This is a genomic window from Arthrobacter sp. 05T423 (assembly GCF_056396245.1).
The window spans coordinates 267570-283062 of the sequence record NZ_JBFTLC010000001.1; the positions used below are offsets into that span (position 1 = coordinate 267570).

The following is a 15493-nucleotide window of genomic DNA, read 5'->3' on the forward strand; positions in this document are numbered from 1 at the left end:
CGAACAGAAAGTTCACAGATGGCAATGAATCAGAGGGCCTTGCGGAGCGCTATCGCGCTGGCAGGCGTTTCCGCTTTCGCACTCACAGCCTGCACCGGCCCGTCCGGAGGCGGCGGCACATCCACCGGCGGCGCCGGCGGAGGCACCATCACGTACGGGACCACGGACAAAGTTGTCACTCTGGACCCTGCCGGTTCCTACGATGCCGGCTCGTTCATGGTGATGAACCAGATCTACCCGTTCCTTCTGAACTCCAAGCCGGGCAGCGCGGACGCTGTTCCGGACATCGCGGAATCGGCATCCTTCACCACCCCCACTGAGTACACCGTCAAGCTGAAGCCTGGCCTCAAGTTCGCGAACGGCCACGCGCTGACGTCCTCCGACGTCAAGTTCTCGATCGACCGGGTGGTCAAGATCGCCGACCCCAACGGTCCGGCTGCCCTGCTGTCGAACCTGAAATCCGTGACGGCCAAGGACGACTCAACCGTGGTCTTCACCCTGAAGGCCGGCAACGACCAGGTTTTCCCGGGCGTTCTGGCCTCCAACTCCGGGCCGATCGTCGACGAAGAGGTCTTCCCGGCGGACAAGGTCCTCAGCGATGACGAGATCGTCAAGGGCAAGCCGTTTGCCGGGCCGTACACCATCGAGAGCTACAAGAAGAATGAGCTCGTCAGCCTCAAGGCCAACCCGGACTACCAGGGACTCCTGGGCAAGCCCGCCAACGACGGCGCCAACATCAAGTACTACGCCGACTCCAACAACCTGAAGCTGGACGTCCAGCAGGGCAACATCGACGTCGCCGGCCGTAGCCTGACGGCCACCGACGCCGCGGACCTTGAAAAGGACTCAAAGGTCAAGGTGCACAAGGGCCCCGGCGGCGAACTGCGCTACATCGTCTTCAACTTCGACACCATGCCGTTCGGTGCCAAGACCGCCGACGCCGACGCCAAGAAGGCACTCGCCGTCCGCCAGGCGATGGCGGACGTCGTGGACCGCGAGGCCATCGCCACCCAGGTCTACAAGGGCACCTACCTGCCGGCGTACTCCGTTGTTCCGGACGGCTTCAACGGCGCCATCCAACCGCTCAAGGAAATGTACGGCGACGGCACCGGCAAGCCCAGCCTGGATAAGGCAAAGAAGGCCTTCGCCGACGCCGGCATCACCGGCACCGTTAACATCAAGCTGCAGTACAACCCTGACCACTACGGCAAGTCCTCAGGCGACGAATACGCCATGATCAAGGAGCAGCTGGAAAAGTCGGGCCTGTTCAAGGTTGACCTGCAGTCCACCGAATGGGTTACCTACTCGAAGGCCCGGACGGCGGACGCCTACCCGGTCTACCAGCTCGGCTGGTTCCCGGACTATTCCGACGCCGACAATTACCTCACGCCGTTCTTCATCCCCGGCAACTTCCTGAAGAACCACTACGAGAACTCCGCCGTCACCGAGCTCGTGACCAAGCAGCTCACCACTGCTGACAAGGCCGAACGCGAGAAGGTGCTGGGCGAGGCCCAGACCGCCGTCGCCAAGGACCTCTCCACCCTGCCGCTGCTGCAGGGCGCGCAGCTCATGGTTGCGGGGGCAGACGTCAAGGGCGTGGACAACACCCTCGATGCTTCGTTCAAGACCCGCCTCGGAGTGATCTCCAAGTAGGACTCCACCCCATCAGGTCCTGACCAGCCAAGGAGGCGGGACGCCTTCCTGGCGTCCCGCCTTCCTGCTGGCCAGTGAACAGCCGATTCCAGGTTCCGCAACGGACCCGGAAACACAGAATCAGGCAGTAATGACAACTCTTATTGAGGCGCCGCCAAGCGACGCCGACGGCCTTTTGCCGACAAAGAAAAAGAAGTCCGGCGGGGGACTGGGCCAATACCTTCTGATCAGGTTCCTCCTGATCTTTCCGACGATCTTCATCCTGGTCACCATGGTGTTTTTCCTCATGAGGATCACCGGCGATCCCATCACAGCCGCGCTGGGCGGCCGGCTGCCCCCGGAGCAGCTGCAGGAACGGATCCATGCGGCCGGCTATGACCGCCCGCTTCCCGTGCAGTACTTCGAATACCTGGGGCAGCTTGTCACGGGCAACTTCGGAACCACACTGTCCGACAACCGCAAGGTCAGCGAGATGCTGGTCACCTACGGCTCGGCAACCCTTGAACTGACCATCAATGCGCTGATCGTAGCCCTGCTGGTGGGCATCCCGTTCGGGATGATCGCAGCGCACCGGCGTGACCACCTTCCCGACGCCGTGCTGCGCGTCTTTGCCATCCTTTGCTACGCCACGCCCGTGTTCTTTGCCGGCATGCTGCTGAAGCTGACCTTTGCCGTGTGGCTGGGCTGGCTTCCCGTGGCAGGACGGGCCAAAACCTCCAGCGAACTTGCCCTCACCGGACTCCAGGCGCCAACAGGGATCTATTGGCTCGATGCGCTCAGAAGCGGCAACATGGCCGCTCTGGGTGACGTGATGGCGCATGCCGTCCTGCCCGCCCTTGCCCTGGGCCTGCTGACGGCAGGCATCTTCCTCCGGCTGGTGCGCACCAACGTCATCGGCACCCTGGGCCGGGACTACATCGAGGCCGGCCGTTCCCGGGGCGTCAGCGAATTCCGGCTGGTCACCAAACACGCCTACAAGCCGGCCCTGATCCCCATCATCACCGTGATGGGCCTGCAGATCGCCGTGATGCTGGGCGGCGCCGTCCTCACCGAGACGACCTTCGAGTGGAAGGGGCTTGGCTTCCAGCTGGCCAACTACCTGACGGCCCGCGACTTCGTGGCGGTCCAGGGCATCGTGGTGCTCCTTGCCGTCATTGTCGCCGTCACCAATTTCATCGTGGACATTGTGGCCGCGCTGATCGACCCCCGTGTGAGGTACTGACATGAGCACCACCACTCCAGTGGAAGCCACCGTAGACCGCAGGGCCCCGCTGTTCAAGCGGCTGCCCGTGATCTCCCACTTCAACAAGAGCGTCGGACTCCAGCGCGGCATGCTCGTCGTTGGCCTTGTCCTGACCGGCGTCTTTCTCCTGACCGCCCTTTTCGCGCCGCTCCTTGCCCCGTACGGATTTGCCCAGCTTTCCGACGCCGAGGGCAGCTTCCCCACGCAGCAGCCTCCCGGCGGAAAACATCCGCTGGGCACCACCGTGGGCGGCTACGATGTCCTGTCCCGGGTCATTTGGGGCTCCCAGACCGCCATCCTCGTGATCGTAGTGGCCGTGGTGCTGTCCATCTTCGCCGGCGTCATCCTCGGCCTGGTGAGCGGATACCTCGGCGGCTGGCTCGACCGGGTCCTCGTGGTGGTGGCAGACGCCATCTACGCATTCCCGTCCCTGCTGGTGGCCATCGTCATGGCCATCGTCATCAGCGGCGGCGAGTCCAGCCTCTTCGGCGGCGTGCTCGCCGCGGCGATCTCCATCACCGTGGTGTTCATTCCGCAGTACTTCCGGGTCATCAGGGCGGAGACCATCAGACTCAAGGCGGAACCCTTCGTCGAATCGGCGAAGGTGGTGGGCGCGTCCAGCGTCCGCATCATGGGCAGGCACATCTACCGCAATGCCACCCGCACCCTTCCCTTGATATTCACCCTGAATGCCTCAGAGGCAATCCTGACCCTCGCGGGCCTGGGTTTCCTGGGATTCGGCATCGAACCCTCGTCCGCCGCCGAATGGGGCTTCGACCTCAACAAGGCGCTAGCAGACACCACCTCCGGCATTTGGTGGACCGGCGTGTTCCCCGGCCTTGCCATCGTCTGGACGGTCCTTGGCCTCACGCTGGTGGGGGAGAGCATCAACGACCTCAACGATCCCCGCCTCCGCGGCCGCAAGCGCGCCGGGAACAAGGGCGGACCGGACTCCACCGCGGCGGCCCAGGCAGCCACTTCAGCAGATGTGAGAAGCTCATGACCATCAACATAGGATCGGTTTCAGACCGGCACCCGGCCGGCACCGGACCCGTGCTGGACATCGACCACCTCAAGGTCACGTTCGCCACAGACGCCGGGGACGTCCACGCGGTCAAGGACGTGAGCCTTGAGGTGAAGGCAGGGGAGGTGCTCGCCATTGTCGGCGAGTCCGGCTCCGGCAAGACCGTCACGGCCAAGACCATCCTGGGCCTGCTGCCGGAAACTGCCATCAGCTCGGGCGCGGTGCTGATCAACGGCAACAACGTCATCAGCGTCAGCCCCGGGAAGCTGCGCCAGATCCGCGGACGGGACGTGGCCATGGTCTTCCAGGAGCCGTCCACGGCACTGAACCCCGTGTTCACCGTCGGTTGGCAGATCGCCGAAGGCATCCTCGCCCACGCAGGCCGGGACGGCGGCAAGCGGGTCACCGCGAAGGAAGCAAAAGCCCGGGCCATCGAAGCCCTGCGGAAAGTGGGCATCCCGGACCCTGAAACGCGCGTCAACTACTACCCGCATCAGTTCTCCGGCGGACAGAAGCAGCGCGTGGTCATCGCGGCAGCGCTCGCGCTGAACCCCGGGCTGATCGTGGCCGACGAACCCACCACCGCACTGGACGTCACCGTGCAGGCGGAGATCCTGGAACTCCTGCGGGATTTGAGGGACAAATACGGGACGTCCATTGTGCTGATCACGCACAACATGGGCGTCGTGGCAGACCTCGCCGACCGCGTGGTGGTGATGTACCGGGGCGACGTCGTCGAGGAGGCATCGGCAAAATCCCTTTTCGCGGAGCCGCGGCAGGACTACACCCGGAAGCTGCTGGCCGCCGTGCCGCACCTGGGCCGGCATTCGGCGTCGGAAGGGCTGACCGAACGGGCGCATCAGGGCGGCAAGGTCCTGGTGGAGGCGAAGGGCCTCACCATCGAGTATCCCGGACGGCTCGGCAGCCACGCCTTCAAGGCGGTGGACGGCGTGAGCTTCACCGTTTCCGAGGGCGAGGTGTTTGGACTCGTCGGCGAATCAGGCTCGGGCAAGACCACCATCGGCCGGGCCATCGCGGGCCTCAACCGGACCACCGGCGGAAGCCTTAACGTGCTGGGCTACGAGATGCTGAACTACAAGGAACGGACCTTCAAGCCGCTCCGGAAGGAGATCGGGTTCGTCTTCCAGGACCCGGCAGCGTCCTTCAACCCCCAGCTGACCATCGGCGACTGCGTCGCCGAACCGCTGGTCATCCACACCAACCCGTCACCGGCACAGGCGCGCAAGCGCGTCGGTGAGCTGCTGGAGTCAGTCCAGCTGCCGGCGTCGTACGCTGACCGTTTCCCGCACGAGCTCAGCGGCGGGCAGCGCCAGCGCGCATCACTGGCGCGGGCGCTGATCCTGAACCCGAAACTGCTCATCGCGGATGAGCCGACGTCGGCACTGGACGTTTCGGTGCAGGCGAAAGTCCTGGAGCTCTTCCGGGAGATCCAGCAGGAGTTCGGGTTCGCGGCGCTGTTCATCAGCCACGACCTCGCAGTGGTGGACATGCTCTCGCACTGGGTCGGGGTGCTGTACAAGGGCAAACTCGTCGAGCAGGGGATCGGCCACCAGGTCATGGGCGCTCCGCAGCATGACTACACGAAGCGCCTGATCGCCTCGCTGCCTGTCCCGGACCCCGCTGAGCAGGCCAAACGCCGGGAGGACCACCGGACCCTGCTGGGAATCTGAGCCCTGCTGGGGATCTAAGCCCTGCTGGGTATCTGATTGCCGGGCATCTGGTTGTTCGGCATCCAGCAGCACGACCGCGGCGGTTCCCTGTTGAACCGCCGCGGTCGTGCTGGGGCCATTGTGCTGGGCTGCCCGGCTTAGCGGCCTTCGTACTCGTCGTCGGTGATGTGCTCAGCCCAGGCGCTGGCGATTTCTGCGCCGTCGTCGCCTTCGAGGATGGCGATGTGTTCCATGAAGGTGCCCGGCGCGGAGGCGTGCCAGTGCTCCTCGCCGGGAGGGGTGTAAAGCGTCTGTCCGGGGTGGACTTCGATGATGGTGCCGTCGCGGGTGCCGAAACGCGCCACGCCGGCCGTGACGTGCAGGTACTGGCCGCGCGCGTGCGAGTGCCAGGCGGTGCGGGCGCCCGGGGCGAAGCGCACCTGCGCGACGACCGCGCGCTGCTCAGGGACGTGGGGGACAGCGATCATGTCGACCCATACGTCCCCGGCGAACTGCTCCGGCGGGTTCTTGAAGGTCTCGCGGGTTGGTTCAATGTTCAAGGTTGTTCCTTTCGGTAGGTGGCCTTAGTCCGCAAGGACGCGCTTGGCGAGGGTGAGAGCGGATACGGCGCGCGGCCAGCCCGCGTAGAAGGCGACATGGGTGATCGCCTCCTTGACTTCGTCCTCAGTCAGCCCGTTGGCGATCCCCATGGGGATGTGCGCCTCGAGCTGGTCGATGTTGCCGGCCGAGACGAGGCTGCTGATGGTAATCAGGCTGCGGTCCCGCCGGGACAGCTCCGGCCGGGACCACACCTGCCCGAACAATACGTCGTCGGTCAGGGAAACGAACGTTGGCGCGAAATCGCCCATCATCCGCTGCATGGGAGTCTGTTCAGGGTGCTCAGACATGGGGTGCCTCCTGGAATGGTGAGTGGAAGAGCCGGTCCGGACCGGCGCCGCTCTACCAATTCAACGGCGGCCCGTAACCGGTAACCAGACCCTGCCAGTACCAGCCCCGGCAGTACCCCTTTGCCAGCGACCCAGTTAGTCGGAGACCACCTTGATGTTGAACACCCTCTCTCCCTGCTTGAGGAAAATCCGCAGCCACAGCGGCAGCCACATCTCCATGCCCCGTGCCGCCTCGAGCGGCCCCAGGTCCCTGATGTGTTCGGTCTGCCAGCCCAATTCCCGCAGCAGCCCGGCCACCACTTCCTTGGCGTCGGCATCGTCCCCGGCCATGAACACATCGTGATCCCCGCCCGCCAGCTTGTCCGGCGCCACCATGACATCGGCACGCATGGTGTTCAGGGCCTTCACCACCCGGGCCGTCGGGAACGCCCGTTGGATGGTCTCGGCCAGGCTGTCGGTGTTGGAGATGGCGAGCGGCGGCGGGAAGCCGGCCGAATGATCCAGCGGATTGGCCACATCGACCAGCACCTTGCCGGCGAGGTTCTTCGTGCTGGCTGCGGCCAGCACGTCTAAGGACACCGCGCCGGGCGTCGCGTTGATGACAATCTCGCCCTCCGCCGCGGCATCGGCGAATGTTGCGGCCTTGGCCCGTGCCCCGGCTTCCGCCGCCCATCCCACGGCGGCCTCGTTGGTGGCACTCCGGGATCCCAAAATGACATCGTGCCCGCACTGCACGAGTTTTCCTGCCAGGGTCCTGCCCACAACGCCAGTACCTAGAACTGCAATCCTCATATGCCATCTCCCTTATCGGAACGTACGAACACTTACATTCTCTGCCTGACTCCTTAACACGGGCAGAGAGTCCGGCGGTGCCCATAGACTGGAACCATGACCGAGCTAAACCATGATCTGCCTGACACTGACTCCTACAATCCCGCCGCCAGCTCCCTGGCCGGGCATGTGGATCCTGCGGTGATGGCGGAGCTGCTGTCGATCCGGTCGAGCATCGACAACATCGATGCAACCCTGGTCTATCTCCTGGCGGAGCGGTTCAAGGCGACGCAGAAGGTGGGTTTCCTCAAGGCCGCCCACCGGCTTCCCGCGGGGGATCCCGGACGTGAAACTGCCCAGATCGCCCGGCTTCGCCGCCTCGCCGAGGACGCGCAGCTGGACCCGGCATTTGCGGAAAAGTTCCTGAACTTCATCATCGGCGAGGTGATCCGGCACCACGAGGCGATCGCCGAGGATCACAACGCCGCCGGTGGAACCGCCAACGTGACGGCCAGCCCCTCCGCACCACTCACCGCCTAGCCGTGCCGGACGAAGACCTTCAGCTTCCGCACCAGGTGACGGCCACCGCGCTGGGGCCCTGGCCGGGCCAGGACCCCGTGGAGGCAACCCGCATCATCCGCGGTGAGCTGGGCAGCCCGCACCTGCCCTTCCTCGCTGAACTGCCTGACCGCGGCGTGGGCGCCGACGCCATAGGACGCACCGCCTCACTCCTCGTGGATCTGGCCGTGGATGTCCAGCCGCACGGCTGGCGCATCGTTGACCGGCCCGGACGTGACCTGGTGCGCGCGAGATCGGCCCTGTCCACGGACATCAACGTGCTGGCCGACATCGCCGGTGAGGAGGACAGCTCGGCCCATGAGCTCAAGGTCCAGCTTCGGGGTCCCCTCAGCCTGGCCGCCGGGCTCCACCTCCATAACGGCGAGCGTGCCCTGATCGACTATGGCGCCCGCCGCGACATCGCTGCTTCCCTCGCCGCAGGGGTTGGCGCACATTTGGCCAAGGTGGCTGCCGCCGTTCCCGGGGCCAGGCTCGTGGTGCAGGTCGACGAGCCGGACATCGCCTCGGTCCTCGCGGGCACCATCCCCACATCCAGCGGCTACCGGACCCTCCGCTCTGTCGCGGGACAGGAGGTGACGGAGCTTTGGCGCGTCGTGATTGATGCCCTCCGGGAGGCCGGGGCGGCGGAGGTCGCCATCGCGGTGCCGGAAATCGAGGCGCCGTTCGAAAGGATCGTGTTTGCCGGGGCCGACGCCATCGCCGTTCCGCTGCGGGCCCTGACTACCCGGCAGTGGGAGCAGCTCGCGGAGGCAGTCGAGGCCGGCAAGCGGCTCTGGGCCGGAGCCCTGCAGGCTGACGGGCGGGCCGGCGTGCCGAAGGCATCCGACGTTGTCGAATGCGTCCGGCGGCCCTGGCAGCAGCTGGGACTGCCGCTGGCGGCGCTCGGCACGGTGCGGATCACGCCGTCGGGCGGGCTTGAGGAGCTGGCGCCTGCCGTCGCGAGGGAGGTCCTCACCCGCCTCACCCAGGCTGCCGACGGCCTAAACCAGCTGGCGCTGGGCTGAACCGAGTGAACCAGCCGGCGCGGCTCAATCAGCCCGCGCCGGCTCAGCTTCGGTACTCCCAGCGGTCCGGCCTGGCATGGGCCGGAAGGAAGCCCGCGGACGAACCTCCGGGCGGATAGGGTTCCAGCCGGTAGTCGAAGTGCCCCGCATACACCAGGACGAGGCCGAGCTGTGGTTGGATCACCTTCACCTGGATCCTGTGCCGCCCGGTTTCCCCCGAAGTCGGGTCCCACCACTGCTCCGCATAAGCCTTCGCGTCGAGGGCGGCGGGGAGGGGCAGCCGGAGGGGACCGAGGAACAGCCGCGATACTTCGGAGACTCCCCGCAGCCTGCCCTCCGCCGTCACCTCGAGGTTCAGGTCCGTGACCAGCCGGCGGTACCGGCCCACATAGTCCACGAGGCGGGCGTTGGCCCCGTGGGCCCTATCCCCAGGGGCGTGGCCCCCTGTGGTCCGATCCCGGGCACCCCCCGCTTCCGCGCTGGTGGTGTCCTGGAAGATCCGGGTCCTGCCGGGGAAGAATATCTCCCGCCGGGCCGTCAGGCTGGAGCGGCCGAAGGGATCGAGATGCGCATGGTTTTCGATCCGGAATGGCACGCCCTCGCCGTACTCCGGAAAGAAGGCCTGCTCCCCGGCGGTCAGCCGAAGGACCGGCCGCAGCCACCGCTGCCGGCAGCCCACCACCTCGAAAATGCCCTCGCCCACACCGTAGCTGCCCGTTCCCGGGGCAAGCGAAAAGTACTCCTGCAGTTCGGGCTGCAGACGGTAAAAGCCGGCACCCAGGGCCCGGCGGTAGATCGGGTCGTTCACGGCGGCTCCTGGCTTGTGGTCTGATGGTTCGGCATTCCGGCGGGAACTCACAGCCGTCCGGCCGCCTTGAGTCGGATGTACGCGTCGGCCAGCTGCGGCGGCAGCTCGTGAGGTTCCGCGTCCACCACTTCGACGCCGAGCTGGCGGAGCTGGATGCTCACCGCTTCGCGCTCGAGCAGGGCGCGTTCCGCGGCTGCGGCGCGGAACACCTGGGCCGCCGTCGTCCTGTCCTGCAGCATCTCGCCAAGCAGGGGGTCACGGACCGACGCCACCACCACCACATGCTGCTGGGCCAGGCGCGCCGCCATCGGAATGAGCCCTTCCTCGGGGGCGCCGCTGTCCAGCGAGGTCAGCAGGACCACGAGGGAACGGTGTGCCGAAACCGCGCGGACCTGGGCGGGCACCTGTGCCCAGTCCAGCTCGATCAGCTCTGCCTGCAACGGCGCCATCGCCTGGACCAGCTGCCCCAGCAGGTTGCCCCCCGCCGTCGTGCCAGCCCGGGAACGCATTCGCCGGTCGAAGGCGAAGAAATCGACGCGGTCACCGCCGCGTTCGGCAAGGACACCCAGCAGCAGTGCGGCTTCGATGCCGCTGTCCAGCCGGGGTTCGTCGTTCACCCGGGCAGCAGCGGTCCGCGATGTGTCCAGCATGATCACCACGCGCCGGTCACGCTCGGGACGCCACGTGCGGACCATGACCGCGGACCGTCTTGCCGTCGCCCGCCAGTCGATGGAGCGGACGTCGTCGCCGCGGACATAGTCCCGTAGGGAATCGAACTCGGTGCCGGCGCCGCGGATCTGCACCGCTGCCTTGCCGTCGAGCTCCCGCAGCCGGCGCAGTTTTGACGGTATGTGGCGGCGGGACTTGAAGGGCGGCAATACCCGCACGGATCCGGGTGCCTGCACCGTTCTCTGCCGGGCGGCCAGCCGGAGTGGCCCGAAGGACCGGACGGTGATGTGCGGGGCCGTGAGGTCGCCTCTCCGGACAGGCCGGAGCCTGACAATCAGGCGGCGCCGTTCACCGGCCGGTACGTCCGTCTCATGGACCGGGTTTTCCGCACCGGCGGACGGCTGCCACGCGTCGCGCAGCACTGCCCGGAGCCGGCGTGTGCCACTGTTATGCACGGTCACCGCAGCGTCCGCCGTGCCGCCCAGCGTGACATTGGCCGGGGCTGACCTTTGCACGGAAACCTGCTGGAGCGATGCTGCCAGCAGCAGATCCAGCAGGATCAAGGCGCCAAGGACCAGGAGTACGGCAAACACGGTGGACCAGCCGGGAAAGAGGAGCACCGGAGCCAGCCCGGCCGCCGCCAGGAGTACCAACCGCCCGGAAATGGCCACGGGATCAGCGGGGGACAGGCACGGAGGCCAGGATGCTGCCCAGGACGTTGTCCACCTGGACGCCGTCCATCAGTGCTTCGGGCCGGAGCGCCACCCGGTGCCGAAGGCACGGCTGGGCCAGCGCCTTGACGTCGTCGGGGGTGACAAAGTTACGGCCGGACAGCCAGGCCCACGCCCGTGAGGTGTTCAGCAGGGCGGTGGCGCCTCGCGGCGAGACGCCAAGCTGGAAGGACGGGGCGGCCCGCGTGGCCCTGACCACGTCCACGATGTAGCCCAGTACCTCGGGCGCCACCTCGACGGCGGCCACGGCATGCCGTGCCCGTTCCAGCTCCTCGGCGCCCGCCACCGGGCGGATGCCGGCGGCGGCGAGGTCGCGGGGATTGAAGCCGGCGGCGTGCCTGCGGACCACCTCGATTTCGGCGGCCCGGTCCGGCAGGGGCATGGTCAGCTTGAGGAGGAAGCGGTCCAGCTGGGCCTCGGGCAGCGGGTAGGTACCCTCGTACTCCACGGGGTTCTGCGTGGCCGCGACGATGAAAGGCACGGGCAGCCGGCGCGACACGCCGTCCACGGACACCTGGCGTTCCTCCATGGCCTCCAGCAGTGAAGCCTGGGTCTTGGGCGGCGTCCTGTTGATTTCGTCCGCCAGGAGGATGTTGGTGAAGACCGGGCCCGCACGGAAGCTGAACTCGGAATTTGCGGCATCGTACACGAGGGAACCCGTGACATCGCCGGGCATGAGGTCGGGCGTGAACTGCACGCGTTTGGTGTCCAGGCTCAGGGCTGCGGACAGGGCTCGGACCAGGAGCGTCTTGGCCACGCCCGGCACGCCTTCGAGCAGCACGTGTCCGCGCGACAGCAAGGCGATCAGCATTCCGGTGACGGTGGAATCCTGGCCCACGACTGCCTTGGCCACCTCGTGCCGGACGTCAAGCAGCGCCTGCCGGACAGGGTCCGGGGCGTAATCCGGGACGTGCGGAGCGGCGGCCATGGTGCCCACAGGCGCCTCGCCGTAGGTTCCGTGCAGGTGGCCGTTTGGCTGCTGGCTCATCTGGCCTTTACCTCTTTCTCTAGTCGGACAAGGTCCTGCGCCCAGCGGACAAGCTCGGCTTCGGTTCGGGGACGGTGCTGCAGGACCCTGAGCATCTCCGGGAGGGTGCTGTCCAGCAGCCGGGCGGCGCCGGCCGCGACGTCCACTGCGTCCGCCCCGGCACCCAGCCGGAGTGCCGAGGCAAGGCGGACCAGCGTCCCTGCCCGCAGAGTGTCGGCGGCCCGGGCGACGTCGTGGGCCTCGTGGTAGAGGCGGGCCCTTCCCTCAGCGGTTTCCGCGGACTTCACCACCACCGGCAGGGGTTCGAAGACCAGCGGGCCCAGCCGGCGTCCGCGCCACAGCACGGCGAGCAGGGCCACCACAATGAGCCATGGGGCCACGAACGCCGACCACGCAGGCGCCAGCTCGGCGAGGGTTTTCGGTGACGGACTGCCCCCAAGGTCCGCGGGACCCGGCAAGTACCAGAGGAGGTGCCCCTGGCTGCCCAGGGTCCGCAGCGTGAGTGCGGCGTTGCCGTTGGCGGCCAGGAGCTGGTTGCTGATCACGGCCGTGCTGCCGATGACCAGCAGCTTCCCGTCCTCGGCCGTGGCGTAAAGGCCCCGACCGCCGCCGGCGCCATAACACACGGTGCCGCCCGTGTAGAGGAAACCTCCGTCCGCGCTGATGTCACCGGACGCCTGGGCATCGGCAACAGCGCACCCGGGCTGCAGGGTCTGCTCCGAGCCGGGAACCACCCCGGCCTGCCGGATCGTGCTGCCGAGGCCGGTCAGTGTGGCCAGCCGCGGCGACACGACGACCAGCCGGTCCGCTGCGGTGAGCAGCCGGCGGAGCTTTTCGGGGGCAAGGAACCCGCGCTGGTCATAGAGCAGAACGGTTGATCCGGACCCGATGCGGCCGGCTGCGCGGGCCGCTGCCAGCGTTTCCTCGAACGACTCCGTCTGTTCAACGATGACACCTTGTCCGGCCAGGATCTGGGCTGCTGCCCTGGCACCCTGCGGCCCGGGGTTGCGGATGGACAGCTCCCGGGTGTCACCCTGCTGCGCCGGATGAAGTGCCAGGATCACCGCAAGGGCCAATGCCATGGCCAAACCGAACAACAGGCCCGCACGGTGCCGGCGGATCCAGCCGGTCCTTCTGTGCCGGACCGCGACTCTCACACTGCCCGCGGGCAAACCGCCGACGGTCGGAGTCTCCTCGCCCATCCCCTCCGTGGCGGCCGGTTCCGTGCGGGGGAGATGCGTCATCTGGGCACCGCCAGTCCGCCCGGCGCGGCCTCTCCGTAGGTAGGCGTTAGTTTTTCCAGGCTTGAGTCCAGTTCCACCAGGGCGGTGTAGTCGGTTGGCTGGGCGCCCGCGCCGCCGTAGCGGACGGCGTCGAACAGGCGGGCGGCGGCGGCGAGTTTGTCTCCTGCCGCCGGGAAGGCGCCAGAGAGCTGCCCGGCAGCCTCGTCGGCGGTCCGGCCGGGCCGGGGGTCCAGAACGGCCCTGTCTTCGGCCGCACCCACCAGCCCGCGGAACTGTTCGACGACGGCGGCCGGCCAGTCGCCGCGGGCAGCCGCGGCCTTTGCTCGTTCCCGGTAGTCGGCCGCCGTGGCGGCGGCATCGGCGTCGAAGATCTCCCTGGGTGCGCGGCGGCGGGCATTCAGCCGGGGCCGTGCCAGGATGATGGCGACGCCCACGAGGATGGCGATGCCCAGGCCGATGAAGGGCGCCACCGGAGGTCCCCCGGCCGGGGACAGGCCGTCCGTCACAGACTGCAGCCAGTCGAGGAACTGCTGCCACAGTGTTTCCAGCCATCCGGGCGCCGCCTCCCGGTACTCGCGCTTGGAGAGCTCCTCCGCCGCCCAGCGCCGCGCTTCTTCCCGGTCGGGCTGCACCGGCGGTTCAAGAGGCCGTCGCAGCAGTCCCGCGGCGTGCCAAAGCATCGGGAGGAAGCAGACGCTGCTCATCCCGGCATCGTTGGCGGCCCCGGGGGCGGCGGCCAGCCTGAATTTCCGTAAGGCCCTGTCTGGTAGGGCGCGGGTTGATGGGGCCCGGGTTGGTAAGGCCCTGGGCTGTTGCGGCCCGGGCCGTAGACGTGCACGCCCCGGCCGGGGATCCCGCCGTCGTCGTTTCCGCTTTCAAGCAGCCGCAGCAGCGCAACGTCCAGGCCGTCGTTGCGCATCCGCAAATCCATGTACAGCAACGCCATGACCGACGTTTGGAAGGCGAACGCCACTGCCCCGATCGCGGCGGACACCACAGTTGAGGCGACACCGATCACCACCTGCAGGACGGCCGCCTGGCTGGTGGGGTCCTGGGGCCCGGCGACGGTGGTGAGCAGTCCGGAGAGGAGGCTGACGGGGATGAGGACGATCTGGCCAATGACGCCCACGAGTAGCGACACCACGAGGACGATGCCGAAGACGCGCCACCAGCTTCCCCGCGTGACGGCCCAGGAACGTCGGATGCCGTCGAATGCCCCCAGGTCTTCGACGACGATGACGGCGGGTGCGACGGTGAGTTTCACGGATACCCAGATCATGCCTGCAATGAACGCCAGAACCAGCGGAAGCACGATGACGAGCGCCCCCGAGCCCATCGAGTTGGCCAGCGACGCGGCGCCCAGGGCTATGAGCGCCGCCGCCAGCAGCACGGCCGCCACGCAGAGTGCGGCCAGGCGCACCAGTGCCCAGGCCCGTCCGCGGGCCAGCACCCACATCTGCCGGAACCCGGTGCGCCGGTTGAGGATCGACCGGGCCACGGGGACCACCATGGCCCCCTGCATCACCGTGGAGATGAACACGGACACCAGGCCGAAAAGCAGGACGCCGCCTGCCAGCCCCGCGAAAACGGACGTCATCTGAGCAGTGCTGAGGTTGCTCAGCCAGGCCCCCGCGGACGCGCCGGAGGCAGGGGTAATCAGCGGGACGACGCCGGCAAGCACGGCGCCCAGCGCCTGGGCCAACAGGCCTGCCCCGAGCATTGCCTTGGGATTCCGCCGGACGGTCTGGAAGGCCCCGTCCATGAGTTCGCCGAACATCAGCGGCCGCAACGGCACCACGCCGGGCTTCTGCGGCGCCGCGTACATGGGGTACGGGATGGCGGGATTTGGCCCCGCTGGATTCGGCCCGGGACTCCACTGGTGCGGCGGCCCGTACGGCTGGTAGGGGCCAGGCTGGAAGGTCCCGGGCGGGTAGGGGCCAGGCTGCTGACTGCCCCATTGCGGCTGCTGGGTGCCCCACTGAGGGGGTGCACCCCAAGGCTGCTGCTGCGGTGAAGCCCACGGCGTTGGGGGCAGGCCGGCGGGCTGCGCCGGCAGCTGTGCAGGAGGCAGCTGCCCATATGAAGAGTGTTCCGGCTGGCGGTGTTCAGCAGGTCGGGGTTCAGGATGCTGGTATTCGGGAGGCCGGTGTCCGGATGGCGGGTGCTGCGGATCCTGCTCTGACAACCTGTTCCTCCCCAAT

General features: G+C 67.5%; 15 protein-coding genes. 6 read left to right on the forward strand and 9 right to left on the reverse strand.

Features of this window, described 5'->3' with window-relative positions:
- Positions 1-18 precede the first annotated feature (18 nt).
- From AC1DFE_RS01310 to AC1DFE_RS01325, 4 genes are all read left to right on the forward strand, one after another.
- Positions 19-1653 (forward strand): ABC transporter substrate-binding protein, encoded by a 1635-nt coding sequence (locus tag AC1DFE_RS01310; RefSeq protein ID WP_476904119.1) that lies wholly within the window; start codon positions 19-21, stop codon positions 1651-1653.
- Positions 1654-1783: 130 nt separating this feature from the next.
- Positions 1784-2875 (forward strand): ABC transporter permease, encoded by a 1092-nt coding sequence (locus tag AC1DFE_RS01315; protein WP_476904120.1) that lies wholly within the window; start codon positions 1784-1786, stop codon positions 2873-2875.
- Between the two features lies 1 nt (position 2876).
- Positions 2877-3899, forward strand: a complete 1023-nt coding sequence (locus tag AC1DFE_RS01320) for an ABC transporter permease (protein ID WP_476904121.1) — start codon at positions 2877-2879, stop codon at positions 3897-3899.
- On the forward strand, positions 3896-5611 hold the full coding sequence (locus AC1DFE_RS01325; protein WP_476904122.1) for an ABC transporter ATP-binding protein: 1716 nt from the start codon (positions 3896-3898) through the stop codon (positions 5609-5611). The genes AC1DFE_RS01320 and AC1DFE_RS01325 overlap by 4 nt, the downstream gene beginning before the upstream one ends.
- A gap of 137 nt (positions 5612-5748) precedes the next feature.
- Here AC1DFE_RS01325 and AC1DFE_RS01330 read toward each other — a convergent pair whose 3' ends face one another.
- From AC1DFE_RS01330 to AC1DFE_RS01340, 3 genes are all read right to left on the reverse strand, one after another.
- Positions 5749-6150: a (R)-mandelonitrile lyase gene (locus tag AC1DFE_RS01330; RefSeq protein ID WP_476904123.1), complete on the reverse strand. Its 402-nt coding sequence runs from the start codon at positions 6148-6150 to the stop codon at positions 5749-5751.
- Positions 6151-6174: 24 nt separating this feature from the next.
- A complete protein-coding gene (locus AC1DFE_RS01335) occupies positions 6175-6498 on the reverse strand; it encodes a carboxymuconolactone decarboxylase family protein (protein WP_476904124.1) in 324 nt (107 codons plus the stop codon).
- Positions 6499-6633: 135 nt separating this feature from the next.
- Entirely contained in the window at positions 6634-7290 is a 657-nt protein-coding gene (locus AC1DFE_RS01340) for an NADPH-dependent F420 reductase (RefSeq protein WP_476904125.1), read from the reverse strand.
- A 96-nt stretch (positions 7291-7386) separates the two neighbouring features.
- On the opposite strand from AC1DFE_RS01340, the gene AC1DFE_RS01345 reads away from it, so the two are divergent.
- Both AC1DFE_RS01345 and AC1DFE_RS01350 read left to right on the forward strand, forming a co-directional pair.
- Positions 7387-7809: a chorismate mutase gene (locus AC1DFE_RS01345; RefSeq protein ID WP_476904126.1), complete on the forward strand. Its 423-nt coding sequence runs from the start codon at positions 7387-7389 to the stop codon at positions 7807-7809.
- Between the two features lie 2 nt (positions 7810-7811).
- Positions 7812-8852: a uroporphyrinogen decarboxylase/cobalamine-independent methonine synthase family protein gene (locus AC1DFE_RS01350; RefSeq protein ID WP_476904127.1), complete on the forward strand. Its 1041-nt coding sequence runs from the start codon at positions 7812-7814 to the stop codon at positions 8850-8852.
- Positions 8853-8895: 43 nt separating this feature from the next.
- On the opposite strand, the gene AC1DFE_RS01355 is transcribed toward AC1DFE_RS01350, so the two are convergent.
- From AC1DFE_RS01355 to AC1DFE_RS01380, 6 genes are all read right to left on the reverse strand, one after another.
- Positions 8896-9660 carry a DUF4166 domain-containing protein gene (locus AC1DFE_RS01355; protein ID WP_476904128.1) on the reverse strand — a complete coding sequence of 255 codons (765 nt, stop codon included), beginning with the start codon at positions 9658-9660 and terminating at the stop codon, positions 8896-8898.
- Between the two features lie 47 nt (positions 9661-9707).
- Positions 9708-11000, reverse strand: a complete 1293-nt coding sequence (locus AC1DFE_RS01360; RefSeq protein ID WP_476904129.1) for a DUF58 domain-containing protein — start codon at positions 10998-11000, stop codon at positions 9708-9710.
- Positions 11001-11004: 4 nt separating this feature from the next.
- Entirely contained in the window at positions 11005-11988 is a 984-nt protein-coding gene (locus AC1DFE_RS01365; protein ID WP_476904372.1) for an AAA family ATPase, read from the reverse strand.
- Positions 11989-12044: 56 nt separating this feature from the next.
- Positions 12045-13130, reverse strand: a complete 1086-nt coding sequence (locus AC1DFE_RS01370; RefSeq protein ID WP_476904130.1) for a DUF4350 domain-containing protein — start codon at positions 13128-13130, stop codon at positions 12045-12047.
- A 158-nt stretch (positions 13131-13288) separates the two neighbouring features.
- Positions 13289-13996 (reverse strand): DUF4129 domain-containing protein, encoded by a 708-nt coding sequence (locus tag AC1DFE_RS01375; protein ID WP_476904131.1) that lies wholly within the window; start codon positions 13994-13996, stop codon positions 13289-13291.
- Entirely contained in the window at positions 13993-15090 is a 1098-nt protein-coding gene (locus AC1DFE_RS01380) for a DUF7847 domain-containing protein (protein ID WP_476904132.1), read from the reverse strand. Before AC1DFE_RS01380 ends, AC1DFE_RS01375 begins: the two co-directional genes overlap by 4 nt.
- Between the last annotated feature and the right edge of the window lie 403 nt (positions 15091-15493).

What these genes read in the sequence shown, in the direction of transcription:
- AC1DFE_RS01310 (WP_476904119.1), top strand. Translation starts at nt 19, where the DNA reads ATGGCAATGAATCAGAGGGCCTTGCGGAGCGCTATCGCGCTGGCAGGC.
- AC1DFE_RS01315 (WP_476904120.1), top strand. Translation starts at nt 1,784, where the DNA reads ATGACAACTCTTATTGAGGCGCCGCCAAGCGACGCCGACGGCCTTTTG.
- AC1DFE_RS01320 (WP_476904121.1), top strand. Translation starts at nt 2,877, where the DNA reads ATGAGCACCACCACTCCAGTGGAAGCCACCGTAGACCGCAGGGCCCCG.
- AC1DFE_RS01325 (WP_476904122.1), top strand. Translation starts at nt 3,896, where the DNA reads ATGACCATCAACATAGGATCGGTTTCAGACCGGCACCCGGCCGGCACC.
- AC1DFE_RS01335 (WP_476904124.1), bottom strand. Translation starts at nt 6,498, where the DNA reads ATGTCTGAGCACCCTGAACAGACTCCCATGCAGCGGATGATGGGCGAT.
- AC1DFE_RS01340 (WP_476904125.1), bottom strand. Translation starts at nt 7,290, where the DNA reads ATGAGGATTGCAGTTCTAGGTACTGGCGTTGTGGGCAGGACCCTGGCA.
- AC1DFE_RS01345 (WP_476904126.1), top strand. Translation starts at nt 7,387, where the DNA reads ATGACCGAGCTAAACCATGATCTGCCTGACACTGACTCCTACAATCCC.
- AC1DFE_RS01365 (WP_476904372.1), bottom strand. Translation starts at nt 11,988, where the DNA reads ATGGCCGCCGCTCCGCACGTCCCGGATTACGCCCCGGACCCTGTCCGG.
- AC1DFE_RS01370 (WP_476904130.1), bottom strand. Translation starts at nt 13,130, where the DNA reads ATGGCATTGGCCCTTGCGGTGATCCTGGCACTTCATCCGGCGCAGCAG.
- AC1DFE_RS01375 (WP_476904131.1), bottom strand. Translation starts at nt 13,996, where the DNA reads ATGAGCAGCGTCTGCTTCCTCCCGATGCTTTGGCACGCCGCGGGACTG.